26 protein-coding genes are annotated in these 26,864 nt (G+C 69.9%); 9 read left to right on the top strand and 17 right to left on the bottom strand.

What is annotated here, in order from left to right; genetic code table 11:
* Position 1: 1 nt before the first annotated feature.
* The 4 genes from metH to AB0P18_RS11230 form a co-directional block, all read right to left on the bottom strand.
* Positions 2 to 3,631, bottom strand: coding sequence for a methionine synthase (metH, locus tag AB0P18_RS11245; RefSeq protein ID WP_363360086.1), 3,630 nt, complete (start codon positions 3,629 to 3,631; stop codon positions 2 to 4).
* A gap of 63 nt (positions 3,632 to 3,694) precedes the next feature.
* Positions 3,695 to 4,495 (bottom strand): LLM class F420-dependent oxidoreductase, encoded by an 801-nt coding sequence (locus AB0P18_RS11240; RefSeq protein ID WP_344055509.1) that lies wholly within the window; start codon positions 4,493 to 4,495, stop codon positions 3,695 to 3,697.
* Between the two features lie 9 nt (positions 4,496 to 4,504).
* Positions 4,505 to 5,539 (bottom strand): permease prefix domain 1-containing protein, encoded by a 1,035-nt coding sequence (locus AB0P18_RS11235; RefSeq protein ID WP_363360085.1) that lies wholly within the window; start codon positions 5,537 to 5,539, stop codon positions 4,505 to 4,507.
* Position 5,540: 1 nt separating this feature from the next.
* The gene (locus tag AB0P18_RS11230; protein ID WP_344055511.1) at positions 5,541 to 5,873 is read right to left on the bottom strand and encodes a helix-turn-helix transcriptional regulator; all 333 of its coding nucleotides are present in this window, start codon (positions 5,871 to 5,873) and stop codon (positions 5,541 to 5,543) included.
* Between the two features lie 164 nt (positions 5,874 to 6,037).
* Between AB0P18_RS11230 and AB0P18_RS11225 the strand changes: the two genes are divergently transcribed.
* Positions 6,038 to 7,054 (top strand): o-succinylbenzoate synthase, encoded by a 1,017-nt coding sequence (locus AB0P18_RS11225; protein WP_363360084.1) that lies wholly within the window; start codon positions 6,038 to 6,040, stop codon positions 7,052 to 7,054.
* A gap of 199 nt (positions 7,055 to 7,253) precedes the next feature.
* Here AB0P18_RS11225 and AB0P18_RS11220 read toward each other — a convergent pair whose 3' ends face one another.
* Positions 7,254 to 7,913, bottom strand: coding sequence for a helix-turn-helix domain-containing protein (locus AB0P18_RS11220; RefSeq protein ID WP_363360082.1), 660 nt, complete (start codon positions 7,911 to 7,913; stop codon positions 7,254 to 7,256).
* A gap of 126 nt (positions 7,914 to 8,039) precedes the next feature.
* On the opposite strand from AB0P18_RS11220, the gene AB0P18_RS11215 reads away from it, so the two are divergent.
* From AB0P18_RS11215 to AB0P18_RS11205, 3 genes are all read left to right on the top strand, one after another.
* The gene (locus tag AB0P18_RS11215; RefSeq protein WP_363360081.1) at positions 8,040 to 10,931 is read left to right on the top strand and encodes an MMPL family transporter; all 2,892 of its coding nucleotides are present in this window, start codon (positions 8,040 to 8,042) and stop codon (positions 10,929 to 10,931) included.
* The gene (locus AB0P18_RS11210; RefSeq protein WP_363360080.1) at positions 10,928 to 12,916 is read left to right on the top strand and encodes a YhgE/Pip family protein; all 1,989 of its coding nucleotides are present in this window, start codon (positions 10,928 to 10,930) and stop codon (positions 12,914 to 12,916) included. The genes AB0P18_RS11215 and AB0P18_RS11210 overlap by 4 nt, the downstream gene beginning before the upstream one ends.
* A gap of 473 nt (positions 12,917 to 13,389) precedes the next feature.
* Entirely contained in the window at positions 13,390 to 14,289 is a 900-nt protein-coding gene (locus tag AB0P18_RS11205; RefSeq protein WP_363360079.1) for a DUF559 domain-containing protein, read from the top strand.
* A 67-nt stretch (positions 14,290 to 14,356) separates the two neighbouring features.
* Here the strand turns inward: AB0P18_RS11205 and ccsB are convergent, their stop codons facing one another.
* The 7 genes from ccsB to AB0P18_RS11170 all read right to left on the bottom strand — a co-directional run bounded on the left by ccsB (position 14,357) and on the right by AB0P18_RS11170 (position 20,356).
* The gene (gene ccsB / locus AB0P18_RS11200) at positions 14,357 to 15,433 is read right to left on the bottom strand and encodes a c-type cytochrome biogenesis protein CcsB (RefSeq protein WP_363360078.1); all 1,077 of its coding nucleotides are present in this window, start codon (positions 15,431 to 15,433) and stop codon (positions 14,357 to 14,359) included.
* Between the two features lie 4 nt (positions 15,434 to 15,437).
* Positions 15,438 to 17,210, bottom strand: a complete 1,773-nt coding sequence (locus AB0P18_RS11195; RefSeq protein WP_363360077.1) for a cytochrome c biogenesis protein ResB — start codon at positions 17,208 to 17,210, stop codon at positions 15,438 to 15,440.
* A complete protein-coding gene (locus tag AB0P18_RS11190; protein ID WP_363360076.1) occupies positions 17,191 to 17,973 on the bottom strand; it encodes a cytochrome c biogenesis protein CcdA in 783 nt (260 codons plus the stop codon). The genes AB0P18_RS11195 and AB0P18_RS11190 overlap by 20 nt, the downstream gene beginning before the upstream one ends.
* Positions 17,970 to 18,581 carry a TlpA disulfide reductase family protein gene (locus AB0P18_RS11185; RefSeq protein WP_363360075.1) on the bottom strand — a complete coding sequence of 204 codons (612 nt, stop codon included), beginning with the start codon at positions 18,579 to 18,581 and terminating at the stop codon, positions 17,970 to 17,972. The genes AB0P18_RS11190 and AB0P18_RS11185 overlap by 4 nt, the downstream gene beginning before the upstream one ends.
* The gene (locus AB0P18_RS11180; protein ID WP_363360074.1) at positions 18,581 to 19,210 is read right to left on the bottom strand and encodes a histidine phosphatase family protein; all 630 of its coding nucleotides are present in this window, start codon (positions 19,208 to 19,210) and stop codon (positions 18,581 to 18,583) included. Before AB0P18_RS11180 ends, AB0P18_RS11185 begins: the two co-directional genes overlap by 1 nt.
* A gap of 79 nt (positions 19,211 to 19,289) precedes the next feature.
* Complete coding sequence (locus tag AB0P18_RS11175) at positions 19,290 to 19,658, bottom strand: DUF6264 family protein (protein WP_363360073.1); 369 nt, start codon at positions 19,656 to 19,658, stop codon at positions 19,290 to 19,292.
* Positions 19,659 to 19,684: 26 nt separating this feature from the next.
* Positions 19,685 to 20,356 carry a DedA family protein gene (locus AB0P18_RS11170; RefSeq protein WP_363360072.1) on the bottom strand — a complete coding sequence of 224 codons (672 nt, stop codon included), beginning with the start codon at positions 20,354 to 20,356 and terminating at the stop codon, positions 19,685 to 19,687.
* A gap of 148 nt (positions 20,357 to 20,504) precedes the next feature.
* Here AB0P18_RS11170 and aspS point away from each other — a divergent pair, with 148 nt between their 5' ends.
* Positions 20,505 to 21,845 (top strand): aspartate--tRNA(Asn) ligase, encoded by a 1,341-nt coding sequence (gene aspS, locus AB0P18_RS11165; RefSeq protein ID WP_363360071.1) that lies wholly within the window; start codon positions 20,505 to 20,507, stop codon positions 21,843 to 21,845.
* 5 nt (positions 21,846 to 21,850) lie between these two features.
* Entirely contained in the window at positions 21,851 to 22,657 is an 807-nt protein-coding gene (locus AB0P18_RS11160) for a tyrosine-protein phosphatase (protein WP_363360070.1), read from the top strand.
* Here AB0P18_RS11160 and AB0P18_RS11155 read toward each other — a convergent pair.
* The 4 genes from AB0P18_RS11155 to AB0P18_RS11140 form a co-directional block, all read right to left on the bottom strand.
* A complete protein-coding gene (locus AB0P18_RS11155; RefSeq protein ID WP_344055526.1) occupies positions 22,639 to 22,914 on the bottom strand; it encodes a glutaredoxin family protein in 276 nt (91 codons plus the stop codon). The genes AB0P18_RS11160 and AB0P18_RS11155 overlap by 19 nt on opposite strands.
* Complete coding sequence (locus AB0P18_RS11150; RefSeq protein WP_344055527.1) at positions 22,911 to 23,204, bottom strand: rhodanese-like domain-containing protein; 294 nt, start codon at positions 23,202 to 23,204, stop codon at positions 22,911 to 22,913. The genes AB0P18_RS11155 and AB0P18_RS11150 overlap by 4 nt, the downstream gene beginning before the upstream one ends.
* A gap of 113 nt (positions 23,205 to 23,317) precedes the next feature.
* Positions 23,318 to 23,416: an AURKAIP1/COX24 domain-containing protein gene (locus tag AB0P18_RS11145; RefSeq protein ID WP_003792170.1), complete on the bottom strand. Its 99-nt coding sequence runs from the start codon at positions 23,414 to 23,416 to the stop codon at positions 23,318 to 23,320.
* Positions 23,417 to 23,539: 123 nt separating this feature from the next.
* Entirely contained in the window at positions 23,540 to 23,731 is a 192-nt protein-coding gene (locus AB0P18_RS11140; protein ID WP_257503521.1) for a helix-turn-helix domain-containing protein, read from the bottom strand.
* Positions 23,732 to 23,889: 158 nt separating this feature from the next.
* Between AB0P18_RS11140 and AB0P18_RS11135 the strand changes: the two genes are divergently transcribed.
* Positions 23,890 to 24,279 carry a hypothetical protein gene (locus AB0P18_RS11135; protein ID WP_363360069.1) on the top strand — a complete coding sequence of 130 codons (390 nt, stop codon included), beginning with the start codon at positions 23,890 to 23,892 and terminating at the stop codon, positions 24,277 to 24,279.
* A gap of 7 nt (positions 24,280 to 24,286) precedes the next feature.
* On the opposite strand, the gene AB0P18_RS11130 is transcribed toward AB0P18_RS11135, so the two are convergent.
* Positions 24,287 to 24,694 (bottom strand): metalloregulator ArsR/SmtB family transcription factor, encoded by a 408-nt coding sequence (locus AB0P18_RS11130; RefSeq protein WP_344055529.1) that lies wholly within the window; start codon positions 24,692 to 24,694, stop codon positions 24,287 to 24,289.
* A 101-nt stretch (positions 24,695 to 24,795) separates the two neighbouring features.
* Here AB0P18_RS11130 and AB0P18_RS11125 point away from each other — a divergent pair, with 101 nt between their 5' ends.
* Both AB0P18_RS11125 and AB0P18_RS11120 read left to right on the top strand, forming a co-directional pair.
* The gene (locus tag AB0P18_RS11125) at positions 24,796 to 26,199 is read left to right on the top strand and encodes a potassium transporter TrkG (RefSeq protein WP_363360186.1); all 1,404 of its coding nucleotides are present in this window, start codon (positions 24,796 to 24,798) and stop codon (positions 26,197 to 26,199) included.
* Positions 26,192 to 26,863: a TrkA family potassium uptake protein gene (locus AB0P18_RS11120; protein WP_344055530.1), complete on the top strand. Its 672-nt coding sequence runs from the start codon at positions 26,192 to 26,194 to the stop codon at positions 26,861 to 26,863. Before AB0P18_RS11125 ends, AB0P18_RS11120 begins: the two co-directional genes overlap by 8 nt.
* Position 26,864 lies beyond the last annotated feature (1 nt).

Raw genomic sequence — 26,864 nt, 5'->3', positions numbered from 1 at the left:
CTCAGACCGAGAAGTATTTCGCCTCGGGGTGGTGGAACACGAACGCGTCCGTGGACTGCTCGGGGTGCAGCTGCAGCTCCTCGCTGAGCTCGACCCCCATGCGCTCGGGCCGCAGCAGCTCGACGACCTTCCGCCGGTCCTCCATGTCGGGGCACGCGGGATACCCGAGCGAGAAGCGCGCACCCCGGTACTGCAGCTTGAACAGGCCCGCCGTGTCGGTCGGGTCCTCGCCCGCGAAGCCGAGCTCCGATCGGATGCGGGCGTGCCAGAACTCCGCGAGGGCTTCGGTCAGCTGCATCACGAGTCCGTTCAGCTCGTAGTAGTCCCGGTAGCGGTCCTCCGAGAAGAGCCTGGCGGTCACGGTGTCGATGTGGGCACCCGCGGTCACGAGCTGCACGGGCAGGACGTCGATCTGGCCGGATCCGCGTGAGCGCACGAAATCCGACAGGCACAAGTGGCGGTCGCGGCGCTGCCGGGGGAACGTGAATCGCAGACGGTCGGCGCCGACCGCTCCGCCCGATCCGCCGTCCGGCGCGAGCAGCCCCGGCACGCCGAGCGCACCGGCGGGGTCGTCGCCGTGGTGCAGCACCACCAGATCCTCGCCCTCCGCCACGACGGGGAAGTACCCGTACGCGACCGACGCGTCCAGCATCCCCTCCGCGAGGATCCGGTCGAGCCAGTACCGCAGCCTCGGCCGACCCTCGTTCTGGACGAGCTGCTCGTACGTGAGACCGTCCTCCCCGCGACCGGGCTTGAGTCCCCACTGCCCCATGAACGTCGCCCGCTCGTCGAGGAACGCGGCGTAGTCGGCGAGCGCCACGCCGCGGACGATCCGGGTTCCCCAGAACGGCGGCGCCGGCACGGCGTTGTCGGAGGCCACGTCCGAACGACCGGGCATGGCCTCCGGCTCGGTGAGCGTGAGTCGCGCCCCGGCGGCGTGGATCCGCTTCTTGAGGGCCGGCAGGCCGACCTCCGACGGCGATGCCCCACGCGCGATCTTCACGAGCGGCTCCATGAGCGCGAGCCCCTCGAACGCGTCGCGGGCGTAGCGCACCTCTCCGTCGAACAGCGAGGCGAGATCGTCCTCGACGTAGGCCCGAGTGAGCGCCGCACCGCCCAGGATCACCGGCCACCGTTTCGCCAGGCCGCGCGACTGCAGCTCCTGCAGGTTCTCCTTCATCACGACCGTGGACTTCACGAGCAGCCCCGACATGCCGATCACGTCGGCGTCGTGCTCCTCGGCCGCGGCGATGATGTCGGCGATCGGCTGCTTGATGCCGAGGTTGATCACGTCGTAGCCGTTGTTCGTGAGGATGATGTCGACGAGGTTCTTGCCGATGTCGTGCACGTCGCCCCGCACGGTGGCGAGCACGATCGTCCCCTTTCCGGCCGCGGAGGATTTCTCCATGTGCGGCTCCAGGAGCGCGACCGCGGTCTTCATGACCTCGGCGGACTGCAGCACGAACGGCAGCTGCATCTCGCCCGATCCGAACCGCTCGCCGACGACCTTCATGCCCTCCAGGAGGTGGTCGTTGATGATCTGCAGCGCGCTGAGCCCGCCCTCGCGCGCGAGGTCGAGATCCTCCTCGAGACCCTTGGCCTCGCCGTCGATGATGCGCCGCTCGAGCCGCTCGTTCACCGGGAGCGCCGCGAGCTCGGCGGCACGCTGGTCCTTGAGCGCGGCGCTGTCGACGCCGTCGAACAGGTCGAGCATCGCCGCGAGCGGGTCATAGGTGAGGGTGCCGTCCGCGTCGTACTCCCGGCGGTCCCAGACGAGATCGAGCGCGACCCTGCGCCGGTCGTCCGGGACCGAGGCGAGCGGCACGATCTTGGCGGCGTCGATGATGCCCGAGGTCAGCCCCGCCTCGGCGGCCTCGTGCAGGAACACCGAGTTCAGCACGCTCCGCGCGGCGGGGTTGAGCCCGAACGAGACGTTCGAGACACCGAGCGTCGTCTGGATCCCGGGGTACTTCGCCGAGATCTGCCGGATCGCTTCGATCGTCTCGATCGCATCGCGCCGCGTCTCCTCCTGCCCGGTCGCGATCGGGAAGGTCAGGCAGTCCACGATGATGTCCTCGACCCGCATCCCCCACTCGCCGACGAGCGCGTCGACCAGGCGCGAGGCGATCCGCACCTTGTCGGCCGCGGTGCGGGCCTGGCCATGCTCGTCGATCGTGAGCGCGATGACCGCGGTACCGTGCTCTTTCACGAGCGGCATGATGCGTCCGAAGCGCGACGAGGGCCCGTCTCCGTCCTCGTAGTTCACGGAGTTCACCACCGGCCTGCCGCCGATCAGCTCGAGGCCCGCGCGGATCACGGCGGGCTCGGTCGAGTCGATCACGAGCGGAAGAGTGGATGCCGAGGCGAAGCGCGAGACGACCTCGCGGATGTCGGCCACGCCGTCGCGGCCGACGTAGTCCACGCAGACGTCCAGCAGGTGCGCGCCGACGCGGATCTGCCCGCGCGCGATCTCGACGCAGTCGTCCCACCGCCCCTCGAGCATGGCCTCGCGGAACGCCTTGGATCCGTTCGCATTCGTCCGCTCGCCGATCGCGAGGTACGCGGCATCCTGCGCGAACGGCACGTGCTGATACAGCGACGCGACGCCCGGCTCGGCCGCGGGCGTGCGCGGAGACGGCGCACCGACCGGTCGCAGCCGATCGACCACGGCCTTCAGGTGCGCGGGGGTCGTGCCGCAGCATCCGCCGATCAGACCCAGTCCGAACTCCCGCACGAACTGCTCGTGCGCGGTCGCGAGCTCGTCGGGAGAAAGCGGGTAGTGCGCGCCGTGTGCGGTGAGCACGGGCAGCCCGGCGTTGGGCATGCACGCGACGGGCACGCTCGAGTGCTTCGACAGGTGCCGGAGGTGCTCGCTCATCTCGGCGGGTCCGGTCGCGCAGTTCAGGCCGATCGCGTCGACCCCGAGCGGCTCGAGGGCGGTCAGCGCCGCACCGATCTCGCTGCCCATGAGCATCGTGCCGGTGGTCTCGACGGTCACCTCGACGAAGATCGGCAGGCGGATGCCGCGCTCGACGATCGCCTGCTTGCAGCCGTTGACCGCGGCTTTGGTCTGCAGCAGATCCTGCGAGGTCTCCACGAGGAACGCATCCGCCCCGCCGTCGATGAGCCCGACCGCCTGCTCGGCGAAAGTGCGCTTCAGGTGGTCGTACGTCGTGTGCCCGAGGCTGGGCAGCTTCGTCCCCGGCCCCATCGACCCGAGCACCCACCGGACGCGTCCGTCACGGCCCTCGGCCGCCTCGACCCGCTCGCGGGCGATGCGGGCGCCGGCTTCGGCGAGCTCGGTGATGCGGTCCTCGATGCCGTAGTCGCCGAGGTTCGACCAGTTCGCCCCGAACGTGTTCGTCTCGACCGCATCGACGCCGACCGCGAGGTAGGCGTCGTGGATCGCCCCGATCATGTCGGGGCGGCTCACGTTCAGGATCTCGTTGCAGCCCTCGAGCTGCCGGTAGTCCTCCAGCGTCGGGTCGTGCTCCTGCAGCTGCGTGCCCATCGCGCCGTCGGCGATCACGACGCGCTCGCGGAGGGTCTGCAGCAGCAGTTCGGCGCGCTCCGTCCGCGGAATCCCGTCGATGTCGAGATCGAAGCGGGGCGCAGCGGATCGGGCGGTCACCCGCGCGATTCTATCGGCGCCGATGACGCCGTCTCGGGGCCGGCGTCACACGGCGACCGCGTCTCAGCCGTTCTTCGCGTCCCGCCATGCGAGCCAGCGACGGATCGCGTCGTAGTCGAAGTCCGGCCCGGGGAAGCCGACCGTGAACAGGCGCACGCCACCGTCGAACAGCCGGTCGGCGAAAGCCTGGTCGCGGTCCTTCAGCTCGTTCGAGAGCACGAGGTCGGACGTGTCGCGGCCCTCCTGGTCGGCCCACTTCTGGATGACCGAGAGCTTGTGCGGCAGCTCTTCGGGAGTGACGAAGCTGTGCCAGTAGTCCGCGTAGCGGGCGACGAGCCGCAGAGTCTTCTGCTCCCCCTTGCCGCCGATCAGCACCGGGATCTTGCGGGTCGGCGCGGGGTTCAGCACGTCCCAGCGGGCGTGCACGCGCTCGAGTCCTTCGGCGAGGTCGTTCAGGCGCGAACCCGCGGTTCCGAACTCGTAGCCGTATTCCGCGTAGTCCTTCTCGAACCATCCGGACCCGGTCCCGAAGATGAACCGGCCTTCACCGCCGTCCTTCGCGCTGATGTGGTCGATCGTGCGGGCCATGTCGGCCTGCAGGTCGGGGTTGCGGTAGCTGTTGCAGTTGACCAGCGCACCGAACTCGACGCGCTCGGTCTGCTCCGCCCACGCGGCGAGCATCGTCCACGACTCGAAGTGCAGGCCGTCGGGGTCGCCGTACAGCGGGTAGAAGTGGTCCCAGTTGAAGAGGATGTCCACCCCCATCTCCTCCAGACGCAGGACCGCGTCGCGGATCTGCGGATAGGTGACGTGCTGGGGCTGGATCTGGACGCCGAGGCGCACCGGAGTGTCGAGAAGGGGCATTGCTCCAGCCTAGGAGCCGGCGCGGCGGCCGCGGCGCCCGGACGGCGAATCGGATGCCGTGATCCGGCGCGACCGCCAGGCCTTGAGGCCACCGTCGACGATGTCCCACCCGGCGATGCCGATGATCGCGCAGCCGGTGACGACCGCGGTCACCCGGAACACTTCAGCCGACGAATCCGCCGGGATGACCTCGTCGAAGAACGCCGGGTTGAGCAGTTCGCCCTGCAGGAGCAGCAGCAGCGCGGGAGCCGCGAAGGCCAGCGCGAGCACGGCGTTCGTGACCGCGAGGGCGAAGGTCCAGCGCCGCGCACGGTGCAGAACGACCGCGAAGATCGCCTCGGCCGCAATCAGCACCAACAGGAACGCGATGCCCCACGGCCAGAGGTCGGGGTTGAGAACGGGCAGCGGCGCGCTGTCCGTGCGGACGAAGCCCACCAGCTGGTCCCAGACCGCCGCGATCGCGGCGATCCCGAGGAAGACCAGCGAGGCCACGAGGTCACCGACGCCGAGGCCCGCCGGGCGGGGGTCGGGCAGCTGCTCGAGCGTCCACTGCGGCCACGGCGTGCCACGTACGCCACGGTCTGCCCGTGCTGCGGCATCCGGGCTGCGCTCGAGGATCGCGAAGACGAGGGTCGTCCAGAAGCAGACGTGCAGCGCCACCGCGAGCGCGCCGACAGTCGCGCCGGCGAAGATGTCGCCCACGCCGGCGCCACTCAGCACCTGCCCGAGCGCGATACCGAGGGCGGCGATCGGCACGACGATCCAGAGCAGGAGCTTGAGCAGTCGCCACCATTCGAAGTAGTACCGCGGTCCGATCAGGTACGCGGGGCGGTCGCTGAACCCGGCCGCCAGCTTGTCGGGGTCGCCGAGTTCGAGGAGGACGGCGCGCTCGGCCGTGCGCAGATCCTCGCCGGAGGCGGCACGATCGTCGATCTGGTCGCGGATCGAGGCTCGCAGCTCGTCGGCGACGTCGCGGCGCTGACGCTCGGGCACGCTCCGGGTCGCGGCGTAGACGTAGCGGTCGATCAGGTCGGTGTCGTTCATGTCAGTCCTCCGGAAGGTCATCGATCGCCGCGGCGATCGCGTGGAAGTCGGTGGCGAGGGCTGCGGCAAGGCGCGCTCCCGCCTCACTCGTGCGGTAGAACTTGCGCGGTCGCGCGTCCTCGGTGTTCCACTCGCTGGTGAGGTGCCCCTGCTTCTCGAGGCGACGCAACAGGGGGTAGAGCGTGTTGGCGTCCGTCTCGAAGCCACGGGTGCTCAGCTCCTCGAGGAGCCCGTACCCGTATCCGGGCACGTGCAGCAGCCGCAGGCAGGCCAGCACGACGGTCCCCCGCCGCAGCTCCTGCAGATGCGTTTCGAGTGCCTCGGTTTCGCTCATGCCCCACACGGTACTGTGCGTCACACACTATCGTCAACCACACACTTCACCCGCGGCAGCCGTGAGACGCCATCTGCACGTCGAGACCATGGGGTTCACCCACCCTCTCGACGTGCAGTTGTCGTCTCACGGTCAAAGGGACCGGCGCAGGGCATGATGGTCGGGTGAGCACCGACGCCGCCCTTCCTCCGCTTGCGGACCTGCTCCAGACGGCGCGAGTGGTCTCCCTCCCGCTCGTGACGCGCTTCCGCGGCATCCTTCAGCGCGAGGCCGTGCTGTTCGAGGGACCCGAGGGGTGGACGGAGTTCTCGCCGTTCGTCGAGTACGACGACGCCGAGGCGGCGACCTGGCTCGCCGGCGCGATCGATTACGGGTGGATGCCGACCCCCACCGCGCAGCGGACGTCCATCGCGGTGAACGCCACGGTGCCGGCGGTCGACGCGGCCGCGGTGGGCGAGATCCTCGGCCGTTTCGACGGCTGCCGGACCGCGAAGATCAAGGTTGCCGAGCCCGGCCAGCGCCTGTCCGACGATGTCGCCCGCGTGCGCGAGGTCCGCACCCTCATGGGCCCCGAGGGCCGCATCCGCATCGATGCGAACGGCGCGTGGAACCTCGACGAGGCCGAGCACGCGATCCACGCGCTCACCGAGTTCGATCTGGAGTACGTCGAGCAGCCGTGCGGCACGATCGACGAGCTCGCCGAACTGCGCCGCCGCGTGAAGTACCTCGGCATCCCGATCGCGGCGGACGAGAGCATCCGCAAGGCGAGCGACCCGCTGGCGGTCGCCCGCGCCGGCGCCGCGGACATCGTGATCATCAAGGCCCAGCCCTTGGGCGGCATCCGGCGCGCACTGCGGATCGTGGCGGAGGCGGGCCTGCCGGCCGTCGTCTCCAGCGCGCTGGACACCTCGATCGGCCTGGCGATGGGCGCGGCGCTCGCCGCCGCCCTCCCCGACCTCGACTACGACTGCGGGCTCGGCACGGCGGCACTCCTGGCGGCGGACGTCACCGATCCCGCACTCCTGCCGCAGAACGGCGCCCTGCCGGTCGGGCGGGTGACACCCGACCTCGCCCTCCTCGAGCGCCACGCGGCCCCGGACGAGCGGCGCGAGTGGTGGCACGCGCGAATCGCGCGCTGTCATTCCGAGCTCGCGCGCGCCGCAGACGATGCCGTGCAGTGACCACCCTTCCTGCGTCTGATTCGCCGATGCCGACGTGCCGAGATACTGCAGTCCGTGACCGGTGAGCACGCCGCAGCACGCGGCGCCCGCCACCCGTCGCACCCAGCAGTATCCGGGACCGGTGGAACTCGGTGAAGCAGAAGGTCGGGGGCGGGCGGGCAGACCTCGGCTGCGTGGGCCGCTCGCGCGGCGCTGAGCGTCAGACCTCGATGACGAGCGGGGCGACGCGGGCGAGCTCTTCGCCCGTGCGCCGGCAGACCGCGGCATAGTCGAGCCCGGCCATCGTCGCACGCACCGATTCGCTCTCCCAGACGGTCAGCATCAGGCGGGCGACCTCGTCCGCGGGGAGCCGGAAACGAATGAGCTTCGCTTCGGCGATGTCGGTGATGATCTGCGCGACGCTCTCCCGCATCTCCGCGTCCTGCGCGAGATAGGCCGCCCCCAGGCGCGGGTCCCGCAGAGCGTGGATGCGGATCTCGCTCATCAGCAGGATCGCGAGCCGGTCATCGCCCGAGACATCCAGCACCTGCTGCACGACGGTGAGCGCGTCGGTCGCCACGTCCGTGAGCCCGCCGTCGCGCTCGAGCATCGCCACCCGCTCGCGGACGGACTGCACGCGCGCCCGGGCGACGCGCCCGGCGAGTTCGAGGAACAGCTCGTCCTTGGTCTCGAAGTTCGAGTAGAACGCACCGCGCGTGAAGCCGGCGCGCTCGCAGATCGCCTCGACGGATGCCGCATCCAGGCCCTCCTCGGCGAAGACCTGGGCGGCGGCATCCAGAAGCTTCTGCCTCGTCGCCTCGCGGCGGCGCGACGTCGCCGGGGCGGTGCCGGCGGGGTCCATGTCGACGGTGTCGGTCATGCGTCTCCTCGCCTCATCTTCACATCCAGTCCCCAGGTTGGCCCGGGCGGCTCGCCCTACGATACACTCATGTATCCGATACAACGCTGTATCCGATCTGTCTGAATCCTGGCATCCGGAGGCGCTGTGTCCACTCTTCTGTACGCGCTCGGGCGCTGGTCGTACCGTCACTCCTGGCGCGTGCTCATCGCGTGGCTGCTCCTCTTGGGCATCGCCGGCGGCAGCGCCGCAGTGTTCATGAAGGGAACCGACAACTCGTTCTCGATCCCGGGGACCGAAGCTCAGGCAGGCCTCGAACAGCTCAGCCGCTCGTTCCCTCAGGCCAGCGGCACGAGTGCGCAGCTCGTGATCGTCGCCGATGACGGCGGACGCGTGGATCAGGCCCCGTACTCCACCGCGATCGAGGATGCGATCGGGCAGCTGGAGGACCTCGACGGCGTCCTGGCGGTCACCGATCCGTTCGACGAGATGGTGACGGGGCTCGTGTCCGAGGACGACGACGCCGCGATCGTGCGCCTGCAGTTCGACGGCCAGGCGACCGACGTGTCGGCCGAGACGAAGGACCAGCTGCGCGACATCAGCGCCGAGCTCGAAGACTCCCTCCCGGCGGGCGCCCAGGTCGCAATCGGCGGCGATCTGTTCTCGCAGTCCGTCCCCGCCGTCTCGCTCATCGAGGCGGTCGGCGTGCTCGTGGCGCTGTTCGTCCTGATCATCACGTTCCGCTCGATCGCCGTCGCCTGGTTCCCGCTGATCAGCGCGATCATCGGCGTCGGACTGGCGATCTCGCTCATTCTCGTCTCGACCGCCTTCGCGTCGATCTCCTCCACGACCCCGCTGCTGGCGATCATGCTCGGGCTCGCGGTCGGCATCGACTATGCGCTTTTCATCGTCGCGCGACATCAGGATCAGGTCCGCGACGGCGTGGATCCCGAGGAGTCGGTCGCTCGCGCGACCGGCACGGCAGGCTCGGCCGTGGTCTTCGCCGGCGTGACCGTGCTCATCGCCCTCATCGGGCTCTCCTTCGCCGGCATCCCGTTCCTGACGACGATGGGGATCGCCGCCTCCGTCGCCGTGGCGATCGCGGTGCTCGTGGCCGTCTCGCTCACCCCGGCCCTCCTCGGGTTCTCGAAGGGCCGTGTCGTCGGGTGGAAGCGCCGGCCGCGGCGCGCCGCCCGCCGATCGGATGCCGCCCCCGACGCGACCGAGGGGACTCCGGCGCGCGTGCGCCGCGGCTTCGCCGACCGGTGGGTCACCGGCGTCACCCGTCATCCCGTCATCACGACGGTCGCGGTGGTGGCGGGCCTCGGCGCACTGGCGCTCCCGGCGACCACGCTCACCTTGGCCCTGCCGAACGCCGGCATGCAGCCGACCTCCAGCGAAGCCCGCCAGGCGTACGACCTGACGTCGGAGTACTTCGGCCCGGGCTTCAACGGCCCGCTCATCCTCACCGGCACGATCGTCACCTCGACCGATCCCCTCGGACTCATGCAGGACCTCGCCGACGAGGTCGAGAGCATCCCCGGCGTCGAGGAGGTGGCCCTCGCGACCCCGAACGAGACCGCCGACACCGGAATCGTGCAGCTCATCCCGACGACCGCGCCGGATGACCCGGCAACGGCCGACCTCGTGCGCGAACTGCGCTCGCACCACGACGAGTGGCTCGAGCAGTACGGCGTCGACCTGAAGGTCACCGGCTTCACCGCCGTCGCGATCGACATCTCCGACCGACTCGGCGAAGCGCTCGTCCCGTTCGCGATCTTCGTCGTCGGGCTCTCGCTCATCCTTCTCATGGTCGTCTTCCGGTCGATCTGGGTGCCGATCAAGGCGGCCGTGGGCTATCTGCTCTCGGTGGCCGCCGCGTTCGGGGTGATCGCACTCGTCTTCGAGCAGGGCGTCGGTGCGGACCTGCTGCACGTGGCGAAGACCGGGCCGATCATCAGCTTCATGCCGATCATCCTGATGGGCGTGCTGTTCGGACTCGCGATGGACTACGAGGTGTTCCTCGTCTCCCGGATGCGCGAGGACTACGTGCACAAGGTGCGCGCGCTCGGCGGCCTGCACGACCGCGAGATCGCCGTCGGCGCGGTGCGCTCCGGCTTCACGGCGTCGGCGCGCGTCGTCACGGCCGCCGCGGTCATCATGTTCTCGGTGTTCGCCGCGTTCATCCCCGAAGGAGACACCGCGATCAAGCCGATCGCCCTGGGGCTCGCGGTCGGCATCGCGATCGACGCGTTCCTGGTCCGCATGACGCTCGTCCCGGCGGTGATGGCGCTCCTCGGCGACAAGGCGTGGTGGATGCCGCGCTGGCTCGACCGGATCCTCCCCCACTTCGACATCGAGGGCGAAGCGGTCGAGCGCGAGCTCGCGCTCACCGACTGGCCCGAGCCGAACTCGACCGCAGCGGTCGTCGCGGAGGGTGTGCGGGTGAGCGCGGGCCCGACGACGCTCGTCGAGGACGCCGCCGTGCGCGTCGAGCAGGGAGGTGCGCTCATCGTGACCTCCGAGGACCCGCGCAGCGCCCGCGCACTGCTGCTCGCGCTCGCCGGCCGCGCGCCGCTCGAGGGCGCCGCCCGTGTGGGGGGCCATCTGCTTCCCGGACGTGAAGCGTGGGTCCGCGCGCACGTCGGAGTCGCGATGCTCGACGGGTCGACGCAGCCGCTGCGCGACCTGCGCCGCGCGCTCTCCGGGCGCCCGCGCATCGTGGTGGTCGAGGGTCTCGACGCCCTCACCCCGGGCTCCGCGCTCGAGGGCGCATCGGTCGCCCTGCGGGACGCGGCCGCGAACGCGCCGGGTCTGGTGGTCCTGGTGTCCACGACGAGACCGGATGCCGCGCGGGCGCTCCTGGTCGACGCGGGCTGGACCGAGATCGGGGAGGTCGACGTGACGGTTCCCGAAGCCGCACCGTCGGAACCCGAACCTGCCGGATCGACCGCGGACACGGATGATCCCGAGTCCCTCCTGTTCCCGCGGCGTGACGCCGCACCCACCGATGCTTCTGCAACCGAGGTGCACGCATGACCCTCCACATCGAGCGCGCGCGATCGCGGCGCCCCGTCACCTGGCTCACCCTCATCGGAGTGCTGCTTCTGCCGGTACTGATCGGCGGCATCCTCGTCGCGGCCCTCTACAACCCGGCCGAGCGCCTCGACAACATGAACGCGGCGATCGTGAACGAGGACGAGCCGGTCACGATCGACGATCAGCTCGTGCCGCTCGGCCGCCAGCTGACGGCTGGTCTCGTCGAGGGCTCTGACGAGATCGCCAGCAACCTGAACTGGACCCTCTCCAACCCGGATGATGCGGCCGCCGGCCTCGCGGACGGCACGTACCAGGCGGTCGTGACGATCCCGGAGAACTTCTCCGCGGCGGCGACGTCGACCGCCCCCGGCGGCACTCCCGAGCGGGCGACGATCGAGGTCACGACCCCGCCCGACTCGAAGGTCGTGGACGACGCGATCACCGCCCAGGTGACCTCGGCGGCGGCATCCATCCTCGGCCGCCAGCTCTCGGAGGTGTACCTGGAGAACGTCTTCCTCGGGTTCACGACGCTCGGCGACCAGCTCGGCACCGCTGCGGACGGCGCGCGCCAACTCGCCGACGGCGCATCGAGCGCCGCGGAAGGCGCGGCCCAGCTGCCGGGCGGCATCACGCAGCTCGGCGACGGCGCTTCTCAGCTGGCCTCCGGCGCGGGGACGCTGGCAGGAGGCCTCGACCAGATCGCGAGCGGCATCGGCGGGGCGCAGTCCGGCGCGACCCAGCTCGCCGCCGGTGTGAACGCCGGGGCCGATCAGCTCATCACGCAGGGAATCGTTCCTGCACAGCTTCAGCAGGCGGCGGACGGTGCGGAGACCGCCACGGGCCTCGCCGCAGACAACGCGAGCGCGGCCTCTGCGCAGCTGCAGACGCTCGCTGCGTCGTGCACGCAGTCGGTCGAGTTCTGCACAGCGCTGGGAAACGCCGCCTTGTCGGCGGGAACCGCGGCGGCCATCCTGAACGGCGACGGCAGCGAGGCCAATCCGGGCGCGGTGTTCCTCACTTCCGCCACCGCAGACGGCCTCGACCAGCTCGCCGTCGAGGCACCGAAGGGGATCGCCGCACAGTTCCGCACGATCGGGTCCAACGTGACCGCCCTCGCCTCCGGCCTCGGCCAGCTCTCGACCGGCACGACCCAGTCGGCCGACGGCGCGCGCGGACTGCAGTCCGGTGCCGCCCAGCTCGCCGACGGCGCGACGCAGGCCGCCGACGGCGCGACCTCGCTCGCGGACGGCGTCGCCCAGCTCTCGACCGGCACGTCGAGCCTCGCCAACGGCCTGGCCACGGCATCCGACTCTCTTCCGAGCTACACCGACAGTGAGGCGACGAGCCTCGCGAACGTCGTGTCCGACCCGGTGACGACGGACGGCCTCGGCTCGTCGCTGTTCGGAGCCTCCGCCGTGCCGCTGCTGGCGAGTCTCGCCCTGTGGTTCGGAGGGCTCGGGACGTTCATCGCCCTGCAGGCCGCGTCCCGGCGCGCGCTGACGTCGCGATCGCCGTCCGCGGCGCTCGCGCTGCGCGGCTTCGCCCCGGCGGCGGCGATCGGCGCGATCCAGGGTCTGCTCGTGGCGGGCGTCGTGCAGCTCGCCGCCACATACGACCTTGGGCAGTGGTCGCTGTTCGCGCTGCTGTGCGTGATCGCGGGCGTCGCCTTCGCCGCGGTCAACCAGGCGCTGGTGGCCGTGTTCGGGGGTGCCGGTCGCTGGCTCGCCGCGTTGGTCGGCGTGCTGACCGTCGCCACCGGGGTGGTCTCCACCGTGCCGGGGGTTCTCTCGCAAGCGGCCTCGCTGCTCCCGACGTCGCCCGCCTACACCGGCATGCTGGCGGCGCTGACGGATGCCGGCGGATTCGGATCCGCGATCGCCGGGCTCCTGATCTGGGCGGGGCTCGCGTTCATCTCGACGACGATCGCCGTGGCCAGACGCCGTGTCGCCCGCCCGCGCGATCTGCTGGTGGTCTCCCCCGCCTGATGCGGCGTTGCCGAGGGCGCCCCAACACCCTCGGCAACAGGCTCAGTCCGGTGGACGGCGCGCACCTTCTCGTGGCCGAACGGCGAGGATTCCACGCCGGCGCGGCGCTTCGAGGGCGAGCCGAAGATCGGGGTTCAGGCGGGGCGCGCGGACGCCGTGAGCGGTGCTGCCCAAGCACTCACCTGCATCTGCCTCGACCATCGCGCCTTCTTCGGATCGACACCGTACAAAGCGCCGGCACATCCTCGTCCCGCGGCTGCGGCTCCCCCGAACCGGCCCTGCTCTGCGTGGACCCCCAAGTCGACGCTTCATCCGCGGGTCACGCTAGACCTCTGGCGGGGCCGGGTCAAGGCCCGGAGCGACGGGGGTCGCGCATCGCGTCGACTCCTCCCCAACGATCCCGGCTGACCAGAAGTGCACCGCTCGGTCGTCGACAGCATCTGGTCCCGTCGATGCCGGGTGAGATGGGACGCATGCAGCGGTGGCCCCTTCCCGACGAGCTGCGGGGCCGTCCGTTCGTCGCGGACGAGGCGCGAATCGCGGGCGTGCCCTCTCGTCGTCTCCGCGCGAAGGACCTCACTCGCCCCTACGCCGGTGTCCGCGCACCCGAAGCCCTGCCGATCGAGTCGACTGAGCAGCGCTGTCTTGCCTACTTGCCGCGATTGACGGCTGCCCAGTTCTTCTGCGGACTCACAGCGGCCGAACTCTGGGGCTTCCCCCTCCCCCGCCGCAGCGACGGGCTGATCCATGTCGGGGCGATCGCGCCCGAGCGCGAGCCGCGCACGCCGGGCGTCGTCGGACACCGCCTGAGCCTGACGTGGGATGACCTGACGTTGCGCGGGTCGCTTCCCGTGCCGCACCCCGCCGAGGTGTGGGCCCAGCTCGGCGCCGTCCTGCACCGCGATGGACTCACCGTGGCGGCCGATCATCTCCTGCACCAGCACCTCGCCGACCACGAGATGCTGCGCACGGCGGTCGACCGCCTGCGCCGACGAGGCGCGGTCGACCTGCGCGAGGCGATCGAGCAGGCGCGGGCGGGCGCGGAGTCACCGAAGGAGACGGAGACCCGGCTACTGCTCGTGAGGGGCGGGCTGCCCGAGCCCGAACTGAACTGGAACCTCCGCGACGCATCCGGACGGCTGCTCGCCCGCCTCGACCTGGCTTACCCGCGTTACCGCGTCGCGGTCGAGTACGACGGTCGTCAGCACGCCGATCACCGTCAGTTCGAACGGGACGCCGACCGCTGGGCGGACATCGAAGCGAGCGGCTGGATCCTCATCCGCGTGCTCTCGCACCATCTCGCGGATCCCGGCCTGGTCGTGGCCCGTACTCGTCGCGCCCTCAGCTCGCGCGGCTGGATGCCGTCCGGTTGAGTGTCCAAGACGCGCCGTGTCCGCGCGCGCCAAGACGGCGTGTCTTGGACACTCAAACGGGGGCGGCTCAGCTCAGGCCGCTGTAGGCGTGCAGGCCCTTGAAGAACATGTTGACGATCGTGAAGTTGAACATCACGGCGCTGAAGCCGATGATCGACAGCCACGCCGAGCGCGAGCCGCGCCATCCGCGCGTCGCGCGCGCGTGGATGTAGCCGGCGTAGAGCACCCAGATCACGAAGGTCCAGACTTCCTTCGTGTCGAAGCCCCAGTAGCGTCCCCATGCGTCGTTGGCCCAGATCGATCCTGCGATCAGGGTGAACGTCCAGAAGATGAAGCCGATGATCGCGAACCGGTACGCGATCGACTCGAGGGCGTCGCTGCTCGGGAGGGTCCGGAGGAATCGGGGACCGGTCTTGGCGGCGGCGACGGTCTCAGCCGATGCATCCGCCAGCGCAGCCGTCTTCCGCTCGCGCCGGGCCTGCATGAGCTGCAGCACCGACAGGCCGAACGCGAGCGCGAAGATCGCCGTGGCGAGCGAGGCCACGAAAACGTGGATCACGAGCCAGATGCTCTTGAGCGGATCCATCAGCGGGGAGATCTCGACGTAGAACGCGAGCGCGGCACCGCCGAGGAGGAGGACGACCATGCCGGTGATGAATGCCCCGAGGAAGCGCAGGTCGTACTTGATGAGCGAGAAGAGGTACACCGCGACGATGAGCATCGTCCCCGTGAGGGCGAACTCGTACATGTTCGACCAGGGCACGCGCCCGGCGGCGATGCCGCGCGTGACGTCGCCGGCGATGTGGAACAGCAGCCCGAGCACGGTGAGCGACGTGCCGATCCGCGCCCAGACCAGGCGCGGCCGGTCCGCGGGACGCGCGGAGAAGGAGATCTCGGCGTCGCGTTCCTCCGCGCGCAGACGGTCGTTCGCTGACCGACCCGCCGAGACCGGAGCGCCGTCCGCCGATGCGGCGGCTGCGCCGACCGTCACGAGTTCGCGGGCGGCGGCATCCTGCTTCTCCACTGCACTCGCCCCGCGGCGAGCGAGATCGACCGTGTAGGCGATGAAGGCCAGTGCGTAGATCGAGATCGCGGTCCAGACCAGGAGCACGGAAACCGCGTCGAGCGTGAGGGTTTCGGGCATGGTCTCAGTCTACGCGCGGCGCATCGGGCGAGCCCTGCCGCGAGCCGGCCGGATCAGCCGGCTGCGCGTCCTTCAGAAGCGGCTCGAGTGCATCCCCGTGACGGCGGACGAACTGGTCCAGCGCCGTCGCGATCGTCGGATCCTCACCGCGCGCGAGGCCGGCGTACTCGAGCCGCAGGGTGTGCCCGTCGACGGTCGCCTTGACCCAGAGCCGGCGCCGCGGGACGAACAGCGCGGCGAGCAGGCCCACGACGGCGAGGGAGGCGAACAGCAGCACCCAGCTCGCGGCGGCGTCGCGGTGGATCGAGAGCGAGACGAAGCGCTTGACGGACTCTTCGGATCCCTGGGCACCCGGGGGTGAGACGTCCTCGAACGTGATCGTGCCGAGCCCGTTCGGCAGGTCGACGGTGTCCCCCGGTTCGAGCTCGAGCGAGGGCACGTCGATCTTGCGGCCGGTGAGCTGGGTCATGTCCGAGGTGTCCAGCGCGTACACCGAACGCGGCGTGCCGTCGTCGATGCCGAGGTCGCCCTCGTAGACGTCGAGAGTGAGCACGGGCAGGGTGAGTGAGGGGTACGCCGATGTGAACGCCCCGGACGCGAGCGGCGCCTGGGTCGGGTAGAAGAAGCCGACGAGCCCGAGCTGCTCGGGCATGCCGTCGGGAACCTTGACCACACCGAGAGAGGTCATGTTGGTGTCCTGGGCGAGGAACGGCACCGACTCGGAGAACACGACGTCGCCCGCGGCGTTGCGGATCGTGATGGTGGGTGCGTAGCCGTTGCCCATCAGGTAGACGCGGTCGCCGGCGATCTCCAGCGGATGGTTGACCCGGACGTCGCCCTCCTGCGGCTCCTGCCCGGCGAGCTGCGTGGTCAGGTGCGCGACGAAGTCGCCGGCCTGGCCGGATCCCTGCGAGCCGAGCGGCTGGTAGGTCACGTCGAACTCGTCGAGGGTCAGGGAGTACGGCTCGAGCGTCCCCTCGTCGACGAAGCGCCCCGGGTTGAACGATGTGTAGTCCAGCAGCGTGTTGACGAACGTGCCGCCCTCGATGATCACGCCCTGCCCGGTGTACGTGTAGCCGCCGCCCACGCCGACCGCGACGAGGACGCCGATCAGCGCGGTGTGGAAGACGAGGTTCCCGGTCTCGCGCACGTAGCCGCGTTCCGCCGAGACCGACAGCGTGCCGCGACTGTCGTACCGCTCGACGCGGTAGCCGCCGCGCTTCAGCTGCTGCGCAGCAGCCTCGATCGCGGTCACCGCCGCGTCTTCGGCAGAGGCGCCGGGAGCAAGCTCGACGAGCGACTCACGGTGGTCGGCCAGACGCTCCAGCCGCGCCGGAGTGCGCGGCGGGCGGGCACGCAGCGCCTTCCAGTGGTGCTTCGTGCGCGGGACCACGCAGCCGATGAGCGAGATGAACAGCAGGATGTAGATCGCCGAGAACCACGCCGACGTGTACACGTCGAACAGCTGGAGGTTGTCCAGGATCGGCGCGAGGTCGGGGTTGTCGGTGAAGTACTGCGTCACGCCGTTCGGGTCGGCGCTGCGTTGCGGCACGAGCGACCCGGGCACCGCGGCGATCGCGAGGAGCAGGAGGAGCACGAGCGCCGTGCGCATGCTGGTGAGCTGCCGCCATCCCCACCGCAGCCAGCCGACGAACCCCAGCGCGGGCTGGGCGATGTCGCCGTCGGATGCCGCGCCGGAGTCGGCGTGATCGGCCGGGCGCAGCATCCCCTCGGTGGGCGCCGCGCCGCCGGGTGCGTCAGAGCGGGAGCGGGACATTCAGGAACACCCCCTGCAGCTGAGCCATGAGCGCGGTCCAGACACCCGTGACCATCAGGACACCGAGGATCACGAGGAGGACGCCGCCGATGATGTTCACCGTGCGGATGTGGCGGCGGAGGAAGCCGACGGAGCGCGTCGCCCAGCCGAAGCCGAGGGCGAGGAGGACGAACGGGATGCCGAGACCCAGCGAATACGCGAGCCCGAGCAGCCCTGCCCGCAACGGGTCGCCGAAGTTCCACGACATCGCGAGGATCGCGCCCAGGGTCGGGCCGATGCAGGGAGCCCAGCCGATGCCGAGCGCGAGGCCGAGGAGCGGCGCCCCGACGAGACCGAGATTGCCGCGCACCTGCGGCTTGAACGTGCGCTGGGCGAAGCCGAACAGCCCGATGAACACGAGCCCGAGCAGGATGATCACGACGCCCATCACACGCGTGATCGGCTCGGCGTACTCGAGGAAGAACAGCCCGACCGCGCCGCCGAGGATGTTCATCGCCATGAAGACGACGGTGAAACCGGCGATGAACAGCAGCACGCCGCCCAGCAGACGGCCGCGCCCCGTCTCGATGACCGTCGCGGTCGCGGCGGGAGCGGCATCCGTCCCCTTGGGCGTGCGGGGCGCGACCGCGCCGCCGAGGAAGCCCAGGTAGCCGGGGACCAGCGGAAGGACGCAGGGCGAGAGGAAGGACACGAGCCCGGCGAGCAGTGCGATCGGCAGCGCGAGCCACAGCGCACCGTCGGCGATCACTGCACCGGGGTTCACGAGGTCTCCGCGAGCTTGTCCTGCACGAGGGTCTTCAGGATCGAGGGGTCGATCGGGCCGATGATGCGGGCGGCGACCCGGCCCTGCGCATCGAGGACGAGAGTGGTCGGCGTGGCCTGGATCGGCGTCTTCTCCGCGAACGCGAGTTTGATCGCGGGCGTCTCGGCGGCGATCGCGCTCGGGTAGGTGATGCCGTAGTTCTCCGCGAACGCGGTCGCGGCCGCCGGCGAGTCCAGCGTGTTCACCCCGAGGAAGTCGACGTTTTCGCCGGCGAACTCCTGGTAGACGGCCTCGAGATCCTTCGCCTCCGCGCGGCACGGTCCGCATGCGGCGTACCAGAAGTTCACGACCAGCACGTCTCCGGCGTAGTCCGCACTGGACACGGGATCGCCGTTCTCGGTCGCGGCCGCGAACTCCACAGGCTCTCCCCGCTGATCCTCCGGGATCTCCTGCACGGCACCGTCGCCGGCGATGAACCCCTTGTTGTCGCCCTGACGGTACTGGTCCGCGAGCGGGTCGTTCGCGCAGGCCGCGAGAGAGAAGACGAGCGCGCCGCTGACGGCGAGCGCCGCGATGCGACGGGTCGAAGACGAACGGATGCCGCGCATCACACCGCCCCCACATCCACCGCACCGGCGGTCGACGCCGGTTCGACGTAACCCACTTCGCGCCAGACGTCGCCCGAGAGCTCGAAGCTCGTCACGCTGGAGAGGGCGCAGCGCCGGCGACGGGGATCGTGCCGGGTGGGCAGGCCGGCGACGAAAAGATGGGTGACCCAGATCGGCAGCTGGTGGCTCACGATCACGACGTCGCCGGATCCGGTGTCGTGCCACGCGTCGGACATCGCGGCCTGCATCCGGTCGACGACCTGCGCGTAAGGTTCGCCCCACGACGGGATCTCGGGGCGGGAGAGGTGTCGCCAGCTCAACGGGTTCATCATCGCCCGGCTCATCCGGCGTCCCTCGAACACGTTCGTCGGCTCGATCACCCGGTCATCGATCACGGGTTCGATGCCGAGGAGTTCGGTGAAGGGCTCCGCCGATTCGCGCGTGCGCTGCAGCGGGGACGCGATCAGGCTTCCGACGGGGCGGCCGAGACCGTGGACGTACTCGGCCGCCTGGCGCGCCATGCGGCGGCCGTCGGCACTGAGTCCGTAGCCCGGAAGCCGTCCGTACAGCACGCGGCGGGGGTTGTGGACCTCTCCGTGGCGCACGAGATGGAGGCGATCGGCGGGCACCCTGCCAGTCTACGTGGGCGAAGATATGGGCAGTCTGGATGCCGGCCGAGAGCCAGGAGCCCGGGATGCCGGCCGAGAGCTAGGAGCCCGGCACACCGGCCGCGGCGATGAACGCGCCGATGAACCACGACGCGATGATGAGCACGCCGCCCACGAGCGGAACCCAGAACGCCAGCCGGCGCTTGATCAGCAGAACGATCGACACCACGGCGGTGATGATGAGGAACAGCCAGGGCAGCCCGACGGCGACGAACATGCCGGTCGTGATCAGGTCGAAGCTGCAGTCGCGGACGCCGCAGGGGTCCGAGGCCATCGCGAGGAAGAAGCCGAAGAACGACATGATCGCCGCGAGGACGCCGGCCAGGACGAGCAGGATGATCGTCAGGACGAGGTCCCACGTCCGCAGCGGACGCTTGGCGGGCGAGGGGAGGGCGGGCGGCTGCGTCACGCGCCCATCCTAGGAGGCGTGGCCGCTCAGGATGCGCCGTCCTCCACGGCTCCGTTGCGTCGATGCTCCAGCAGGGAGCGCACGCGGCGGTGGATGAAGAACGCCACACCGCCGACGGCCCCGATGATCACGATGTACTGCAGGATCTCGGCGTACTGCTCCACGACGTGCCAGGACTCCCCGAGGAAGAACCCGGAGAGCACGAAGATGCTGTTCCAGATGAGGCTGCCGGCGGCGGTGAGCAGACCGAACTTCAGCAGCGGCATCCGCGTGATCCCCGCGGGGATCGAGATGAGGCTGCGAAACACCGGCAGCATGCGTCCGAAGAAGATCGCCTTGCCACCGTGCCGCTGGAACCACGCGACCGTGCGGTCGATGTCCTCGGGGTGCAGGAGCGGGATGTGCGCGGCGAGGCGCCGCAGGCGGTCCGCGCCGAGCCACGCGCCGAGCCCGTACAGAGCGAACGCGCCGACGATCGAGCCGGCGGTCGTCCAGGCGAGCGCCTCGATGAGCGTGAAGGAGCCGCGGCTCGCGGCCAGACCCGCCAGCGGCAGGATGACCTCGCTGGGCAGCGGCGGGAAGAGGTTCTCGAGCGCGATCGCGAGGCCGGCCCCGATCGGGCCGATCACGTCCATGAGGGAGACGGCCCAGTCGCTCAGGGCGGTCAGCCAGGATCCGTCGGCGGGGCTTGCGGTCATCGTGCGGCTCCTGCGAGTCGTCGGGCGGTGATCGGATGCCGTCGCCCAGACGGACGAGACCTCTCCAGGCTACGGGGCGAAGGTGACCGAAGCCTGGGTGCGGGCGACTCGCGGGGAGCGGCATCCGCCCCGCGTAGACTGATCCGTCATGACCGAACGCACTCTCGTCTCCCAGCTGCACGCCCGCGAGGACGGACCGGTCACGGTCTCCGGTTGGGTCGAGACTGTGCGCGATCAGAAGAAGGTGCAGTTCGTCATCCTGCGGGACGAGACCGGCGCCGTGCAGCTCGTGAACCCCGCCACGCGCCCGGCGGAGGACGGCACGGAGCAGGATGCCGCGGCCCTCGCGCTCACCGACGTGATCTCCGCGCTCGCGACCGGCACCTTCCTCACCGTGCGGGGCGAGCTCAAACACGACGAGCGCGTCAAGCTCGGCGGCGTCGAGATCAAGGTCGGCACGCTCGAGATCGCCGCGGCGGCGAACCCGGAGACGCCCATCGCGGCCGACAGCAGCCCGGACAAGCGCATGGACTGGCGCTTCCTCGACCTCCGGCAGCGGCGCAACAACCTGATCTTCCGCGTGCAGACGACGTTCGAACACGCGCTGCGCACGTACTGGATCGAGCGCGACTACATCGAGGTCCACTCGCCGAAGCTCATGGCGAGCCCGTCGGAGTCCAACGCGGAACTGTTCGCCCTGGAGTACTTCAACGACCAGACCGCCTATCTCGCGCAGTCGCCCCAGTTCTTCAAGCAGATGGCCCAGGTCGCCGGCTTCGGCAAGATCTTCGAGATCGCCCCGGCGTTCCGCGCCGACCCCTCGTTCACGAGCCGGCACGCGACCGAGTTCACCTCGATCGACGCGGAGATCAGCTGGATCGACTCGCACGAGGACGTCGCCCGGATGCAGGAGGAGCTGCTGCAGTTCGCCTTCCAGGCGGTCAAGGACAAGCACGGCGAAGAGATCGCGCAGCTGTTCGAGGTCGAAGTGCAGGTCCCGACGGTCCCGTTCCCGCGCATCCCGCTCGCCGAGGCCCTCGAGATCGTGAAGTCGCGCGGCTACGAAGTGCCGCGCACCGACGGCGACCTCGACCCCGAGGGCGAGCGTCAGATCGCCGCCTACGTGCAGGAGACCTACGGCCACCAGTTCGTCTTCATCACCGACTACCATCCCGAGATCCGTGCGTTCTACCACATGCGCGACGAGCAGACCGGGCTCACCAAGAGCTACGACCTCCTCTTCAACGGCGTGGAGATCACGACCGGCGCGCAGCGCGAGCACCGCGTCGACGTCCTGATCGAGCAGGCCAAGGAGAAGGGGCTCGATCCCGAGCACCTGGACTTCTACCTCGACTTCTTCCGCTTCGGCGCTCCGCCGCACGGCGGGTTCGGGATGGGTCTCGCGCGCGTCCTCATGCTCCTGCTCGGCGAATCGTCGATCCGCGAGGTGACCTACCTGTTCCGCGGCCCGACGCGCCTGGCTCCCTGAGCGCGATGGCAGCGGGACACGGGGCGCCGGAGGGCACCGTCAACTTCCGTGATGTCGGCGGGATGCCGCTCATCGGCGGCGGCGCCGTCCGGGCGGGCGTGCTCTTCCGCTCGGATGCGCTGAGCGGACTGACCCCGGAGGGCGGGCGCCGGCTCGCGGACACGGGCATCGGCGTGATCGTCGACTTCCGGACGCCGATGGAGCGGCAACTCTCCCCCGACCGTCTGCCCGCCGAGACCGAGTTCCGCGTCGTGCATCTCGAGCTGCTCGAGGGCGCGTTGAACGGACTGGCCGATCAGGCACTCTCCGCGCCGGGCGCTCACGCCGAGGCGGCCGTCGAGCAGGCCCTCGCGCGACTGCCGCAGCTGAGCGCGCTCTACACATCGATGCTTGCGCACGGAGCCGGCGTCTTCGCCGAGTTCACGCGCGTCGTGGCGGACCCTCCGGCGCCGGCCGCCGATCGCGAGGCTGTTCTCGTACACTGCACGGCGGGTAAGGACCGGACGGGCGTGAGCGTCGCGCTGGTCCTGGACGCGGTGGGGGTGCAGCGTGAGGCCCTAATCGCCGACTACGCGTCGTCGGAGGCGAATCTGGCGGGCGCGTGGGCGGACCGGATGTTCGGGATGATCGCCGCCATGGGGATCCCGCGGACACCGGCCCTCGAGGAGCTCATCGCGCAGACGCCCGCGTCGGCGATCACGACGGCACTCGAGTGGGTCGACCGGGAGCACGGCGGCTCTGCCGCCTATCTGCGCAGCGGCGGAGCGACCGAGGAGGACCTCGGACGCCTGCGTCAGCGACTCGTCGGCTGAGCCGCGTCCGTGAGCGCCGCTCGAAGACGATCGGCTGAGACTCGCCAGTGCGCGTGCAGCCGGCCGTCGATCAGGATGACCGGGATCTTCTCCCACCACAGTTCGTACAGAGCGGGGTCGTCGGCGATGGACGCCTCGCGAAGCTCGATGCGGTCGGCCACCTCGTCGGGCAGTTCAGCGAGGACCGAACCGACGATCTCCTCCGCCACATCGCACAAGTGGCAGTCGGGCTTGCCGATCAGCGTGATCTCGGTCATCGCTCGACGGGGTAGCCCGCGTCGATCCATCCGTTCGTGCCGCCCTCGACGTTGACCGCGTCGTATCCGCGCGCCTCCAGCGCCTCGACCACACGACCCGACCGCCCACCGAGAGCGCAGATGACATCGAACTCGCCGTCGGGCAGCTGATCCAGCAGTTCGCCGATGCGGGACATCGGAAGGTTCACGGCTCCGGGCACGCGCCCGGCGGCGAACTCGTCGGGCTCGCGGACATCGATGAGAGGGACGCCCTCACGGGCACGGCGCTGCTCGACGGTGATCGACTTCATGGTTCCATTCTGGTGCTGCCGAGACCAGGTGAGCGCCACCGCGGTGCCGACAACACGAAGCGCCCGTCCTCGGACAGGCGCTCGGTGTGCGCGGGCGATGCCCGCGGCCGCTGCTACTTCTTGTTGCGGCGCTGGTGGCGAGTCTTGCGAAGCAGCTTGCGGTGCTTCTTCTTCGCCATGCGCTTGCGGCGCTTCTTGATGACTGAACCCACGGAAAACCTCACTAAGTCGGGGTCTGGGCTACCTGCACTCTCGTGCAGTCGTGCCCGGGAACGGCAAGAACGGAAAAATGCCTTGGCAAAGTCTATCAGGCGCGTCGGCCTGAGAAATCTCGGTCAGCCGACGTCGGCGATCGGGCGCTGCAGCGCGTCGGTGACGGCGGACTCGGGAACGCGGTAACTGCGCCCGAACCGGACGGCGGGCAGCTCACCCGCGTGAACGAGCCGGTACACGGTCATCTTCGACACGCGCATGATGTCGGCGACCTCCGCGACGGTCAGGAAGCGCACATCAGGCAGTTCCGCCATGATCTCCCCTTCCCCAGGATCGTGCACAGCACACTCTATGGGGTGCGTGCGACGCCTGTAAACCCGTGTGACCACTGGGATCGGAGCGTGTGCCGTTCCCAGCCGACCCATACCCGCCGCAGAGGTCGCACCTCAGCGCTCGCGCGAGCATCGAACGCATGTCCCGCGACGATTCCGAACCCACCGCACCCGGTCCCACGACGCCTGCCGAGCAGCCGACCGCCGTCCTTCCCGAAGCGCCGCCCGCCGGCGCGTCGCCTGCCACGCCGGAGCCCACAGCCCCACCGACGCGCCCGTCGTCCCGCGGCTGGCTCATCGGCGGGATCGCCGCGGGAGGCGCGCTTCTGCTGGCACTCGCTTTCGGCGGTGGCGTGGCGACCGGCTTCGCTCTCGATTCGGGTCGAGGCGGGCCCGCCGCTGAGTTCGGAGACCGCGGCTTCCCGGGTGGCGATCCCGGTCAGAGCTGGGGGGACCGCGACGGCGACCGTCCCACTCCGGGTGCGCCGCAGCAGGACCAGGACCAGGACTCCACGGCGCCGAACTCCTGAGCCCGGCTCAGCGGCCCGGCAGCTTCTTCAGCGCGCTCTCGAACGCGTGCTTGGCCGACGCCGCCGCACGCCCCAGGGTGTCCGCCGCATGCGCCGCCGAGTCCGGGAGCGTGGAAGAGCCGCCGAGCTCGGCATCCGCCCCGTCGTCGAGGAAGGGGATGAGCCAGTCGTCGACTTCGTCCAGCGGCGCGGCCGACAGGCTGTAGTAGCGGTGCTGGCCCTCTTCGCGAACCGACACCAGCTGCGCCTCGCGCAGCACTTTCAGGTGCTTGGAGACCGTCGGCTGGCTGACACCGAGCTGCTGCACGATGTGCGACACGCTCGTCCCGCGCTCTCCGGCGGATGACCGATCCAGGAGGAGCTGCAGGATGTCGCGGCGGGTGCCGTCCGCGATCACGTCGAAGATGTCCGCCATGTGCTTAGGTTAGTCGGGCATCTGCCGGAGTACCATGACTGAGGTTTCGAGCGAGGGGGCCGCGCATGGCGACTGACCCGAAGGGGTCCTTCGTGACGCGGATGAGAGCCTCCCTGCGCCTGGCCTGGGATCGCCTGCAGGACCTCACCACCGCTTCGCCCGCCAGGTTCGCGGTCCTCGTCTTCGCCGCACTCATCCTGCTGTTCACCGGCTTCCTGTCCCTCCCCGCCGCGACCGCCACCGGCACGCGGGCACCGTTTGCGGACGCCCTGTTCACCGCGGTCTCCACGATCTGCGTCACCGGATTGACCACGGTGAACATGGGAACGTACTGGTCGCCGTTCGGCCAGGTCATCATCTTCATCGGCGTGAACGTCGGCGCGATGGGCGTCCTCACGCTCGCGTCGATCCTCGGGCTCGTGATCTCCAAAAGACTGGGTCTGCGCGCCAAACTCATCGCGGCGGGCGACACGAATCCGATGCGCGCGCACGGCGGCGTCGTGAACGAAGGACAGACGGTTCGACTCGGCGAAGTCGGTGTTCTGCTGCGCACCGTCGCGCTGTCCACCCTCGTGATCGAGGCGGGGCTCGCCGTGCTGATGTACCCCTCCCTCCTGGTGGGCGGCGTCGATCCGCTCGTCGCCCTCTGGGAGGCACCGTATTTCGCGGCGATGTCGTTCACGAACACCGGGTTCTCGCCCAACCCCGACGGCATCCTGCCGTTCCAGTACGACTACTTCTTCCTCACCGTGATGATGGCGGGGGTCTTCCTCGGCTCGATCGGCTTCCCGGTCATCTACACACTGTGGCGCCACCAGTGGCACGTGCGGCACTGGACCCTGCACGCGAAGCTCACGCTCATCACGACCGTCTTGCTGTTCTTCCTCGGCGCAGCGGCGTTCCTCGCCCTCGAGTTCGACAACCCCGAGACCTTCGGAAGCCGCGACGCGTGGGACACCGTGTTCCAGTCGTTCTTCCTGTCCGCGATGACACGATCCGGCGGGTTCTCCGTCGTCGACATCGGCGAACTCAATGGCTCGTCGCTCCTGGTCGGGTCCATGCTCATGTTCGTCGGCGGAGGGTCGGCATCCACCGCGGGTGGCATCAAGGTGACCACGCTCGCCGTGCTCGCGCTCGCGGTGTGGTCCGAAGCGAAGGGACGCCCGTCCGTGCAGGCGTTCGGGCGCCGCATCCCGAGCGACGTGCAGCGCGTCGCGCTGTCCGTCGTCGCGTGGGGCGCGACGATCGTCGCGCTCTCCACGATCACGATCGCGCACATCACCAAGTCGCCCGTCGAGGCGGTGCTGTTCGACGTGATCTCGGGCTTCGCGACCGTGGGCCTGTCGACCGGCCTCACCGAATCCCTGCCCGACGCCGGCGTCTACGTGATGGCGCTGACGATGTTCATGGGCCGCATTGGTACAGTGACTCTCGCCGCGGCCGTGGCCGCGTCATCCCGTTCGCAGCTGTTCGCGCTGCCGGTGGAAAGGCCGATCGTTGGTTGAGCGCATCAGGGGCGATGCTCCTGTCCTGGTGATCGGACTCGGACGCTTCGGCGCCGCGTGCGCCGGCGAGCTGGACCGGCTGGACCGCGAGGTCCTCGCGATCGACGAGAGCCTGGATCTGGTCCAGAAATGGTCCGAACGTGTCACGCACGCCGTGCAGGCCGATGCCCGCAACGTCGACGCGCTCAAGCAGATCGGCGCGCAGGACTTCCAGGTGGCCGTCGTCGCCGTCGGATCCTCGATCGAGGCCTCGGTCCTGATCACCGCGAACCTCGTCGACCTGAAGGTGCCGCAGATCTGGGCGAAGGCGGTGTCGCAGTCGCACGGCAAGATCCTCGCCCGCGTGGGCGCGAACCACGTCATCTACCCCGAGCGCGAGGCCGGCGAGCGCGTCGCCCATCTCGTGAGCGGGCGGATGCTGGACTTCATCCGGTTCGATGACGACTTCGCGATCGCGAAGATGTACCCGCCGAAGTTCATCCGCGGAGTGGGGCTGAACGAATCGGGCGTGCGGTCCAAGTACAACGTGACCGTGGTCGGGGTGAAGAGCCCGGGCAAGCCGTTCCGCTACGCGGAGGCGAACACGATCGTCACGAACCACGACCTGATCATCGTGTCGGGCACGAACGGCGACATCGAGCGGTTCGCGGCACTCGACCGCTGAG

The organism is Microbacterium sp. NPDC064584, from assembly GCF_040687315.1.
Lineage (GTDB): Bacteria > Actinomycetota > Actinomycetes > Actinomycetales > Microbacteriaceae > Microbacterium > Microbacterium lacus.
Note: the sequence above shows the minus strand (reverse complement) of the source record. Positions and strands in the feature narration are given on the sequence as shown.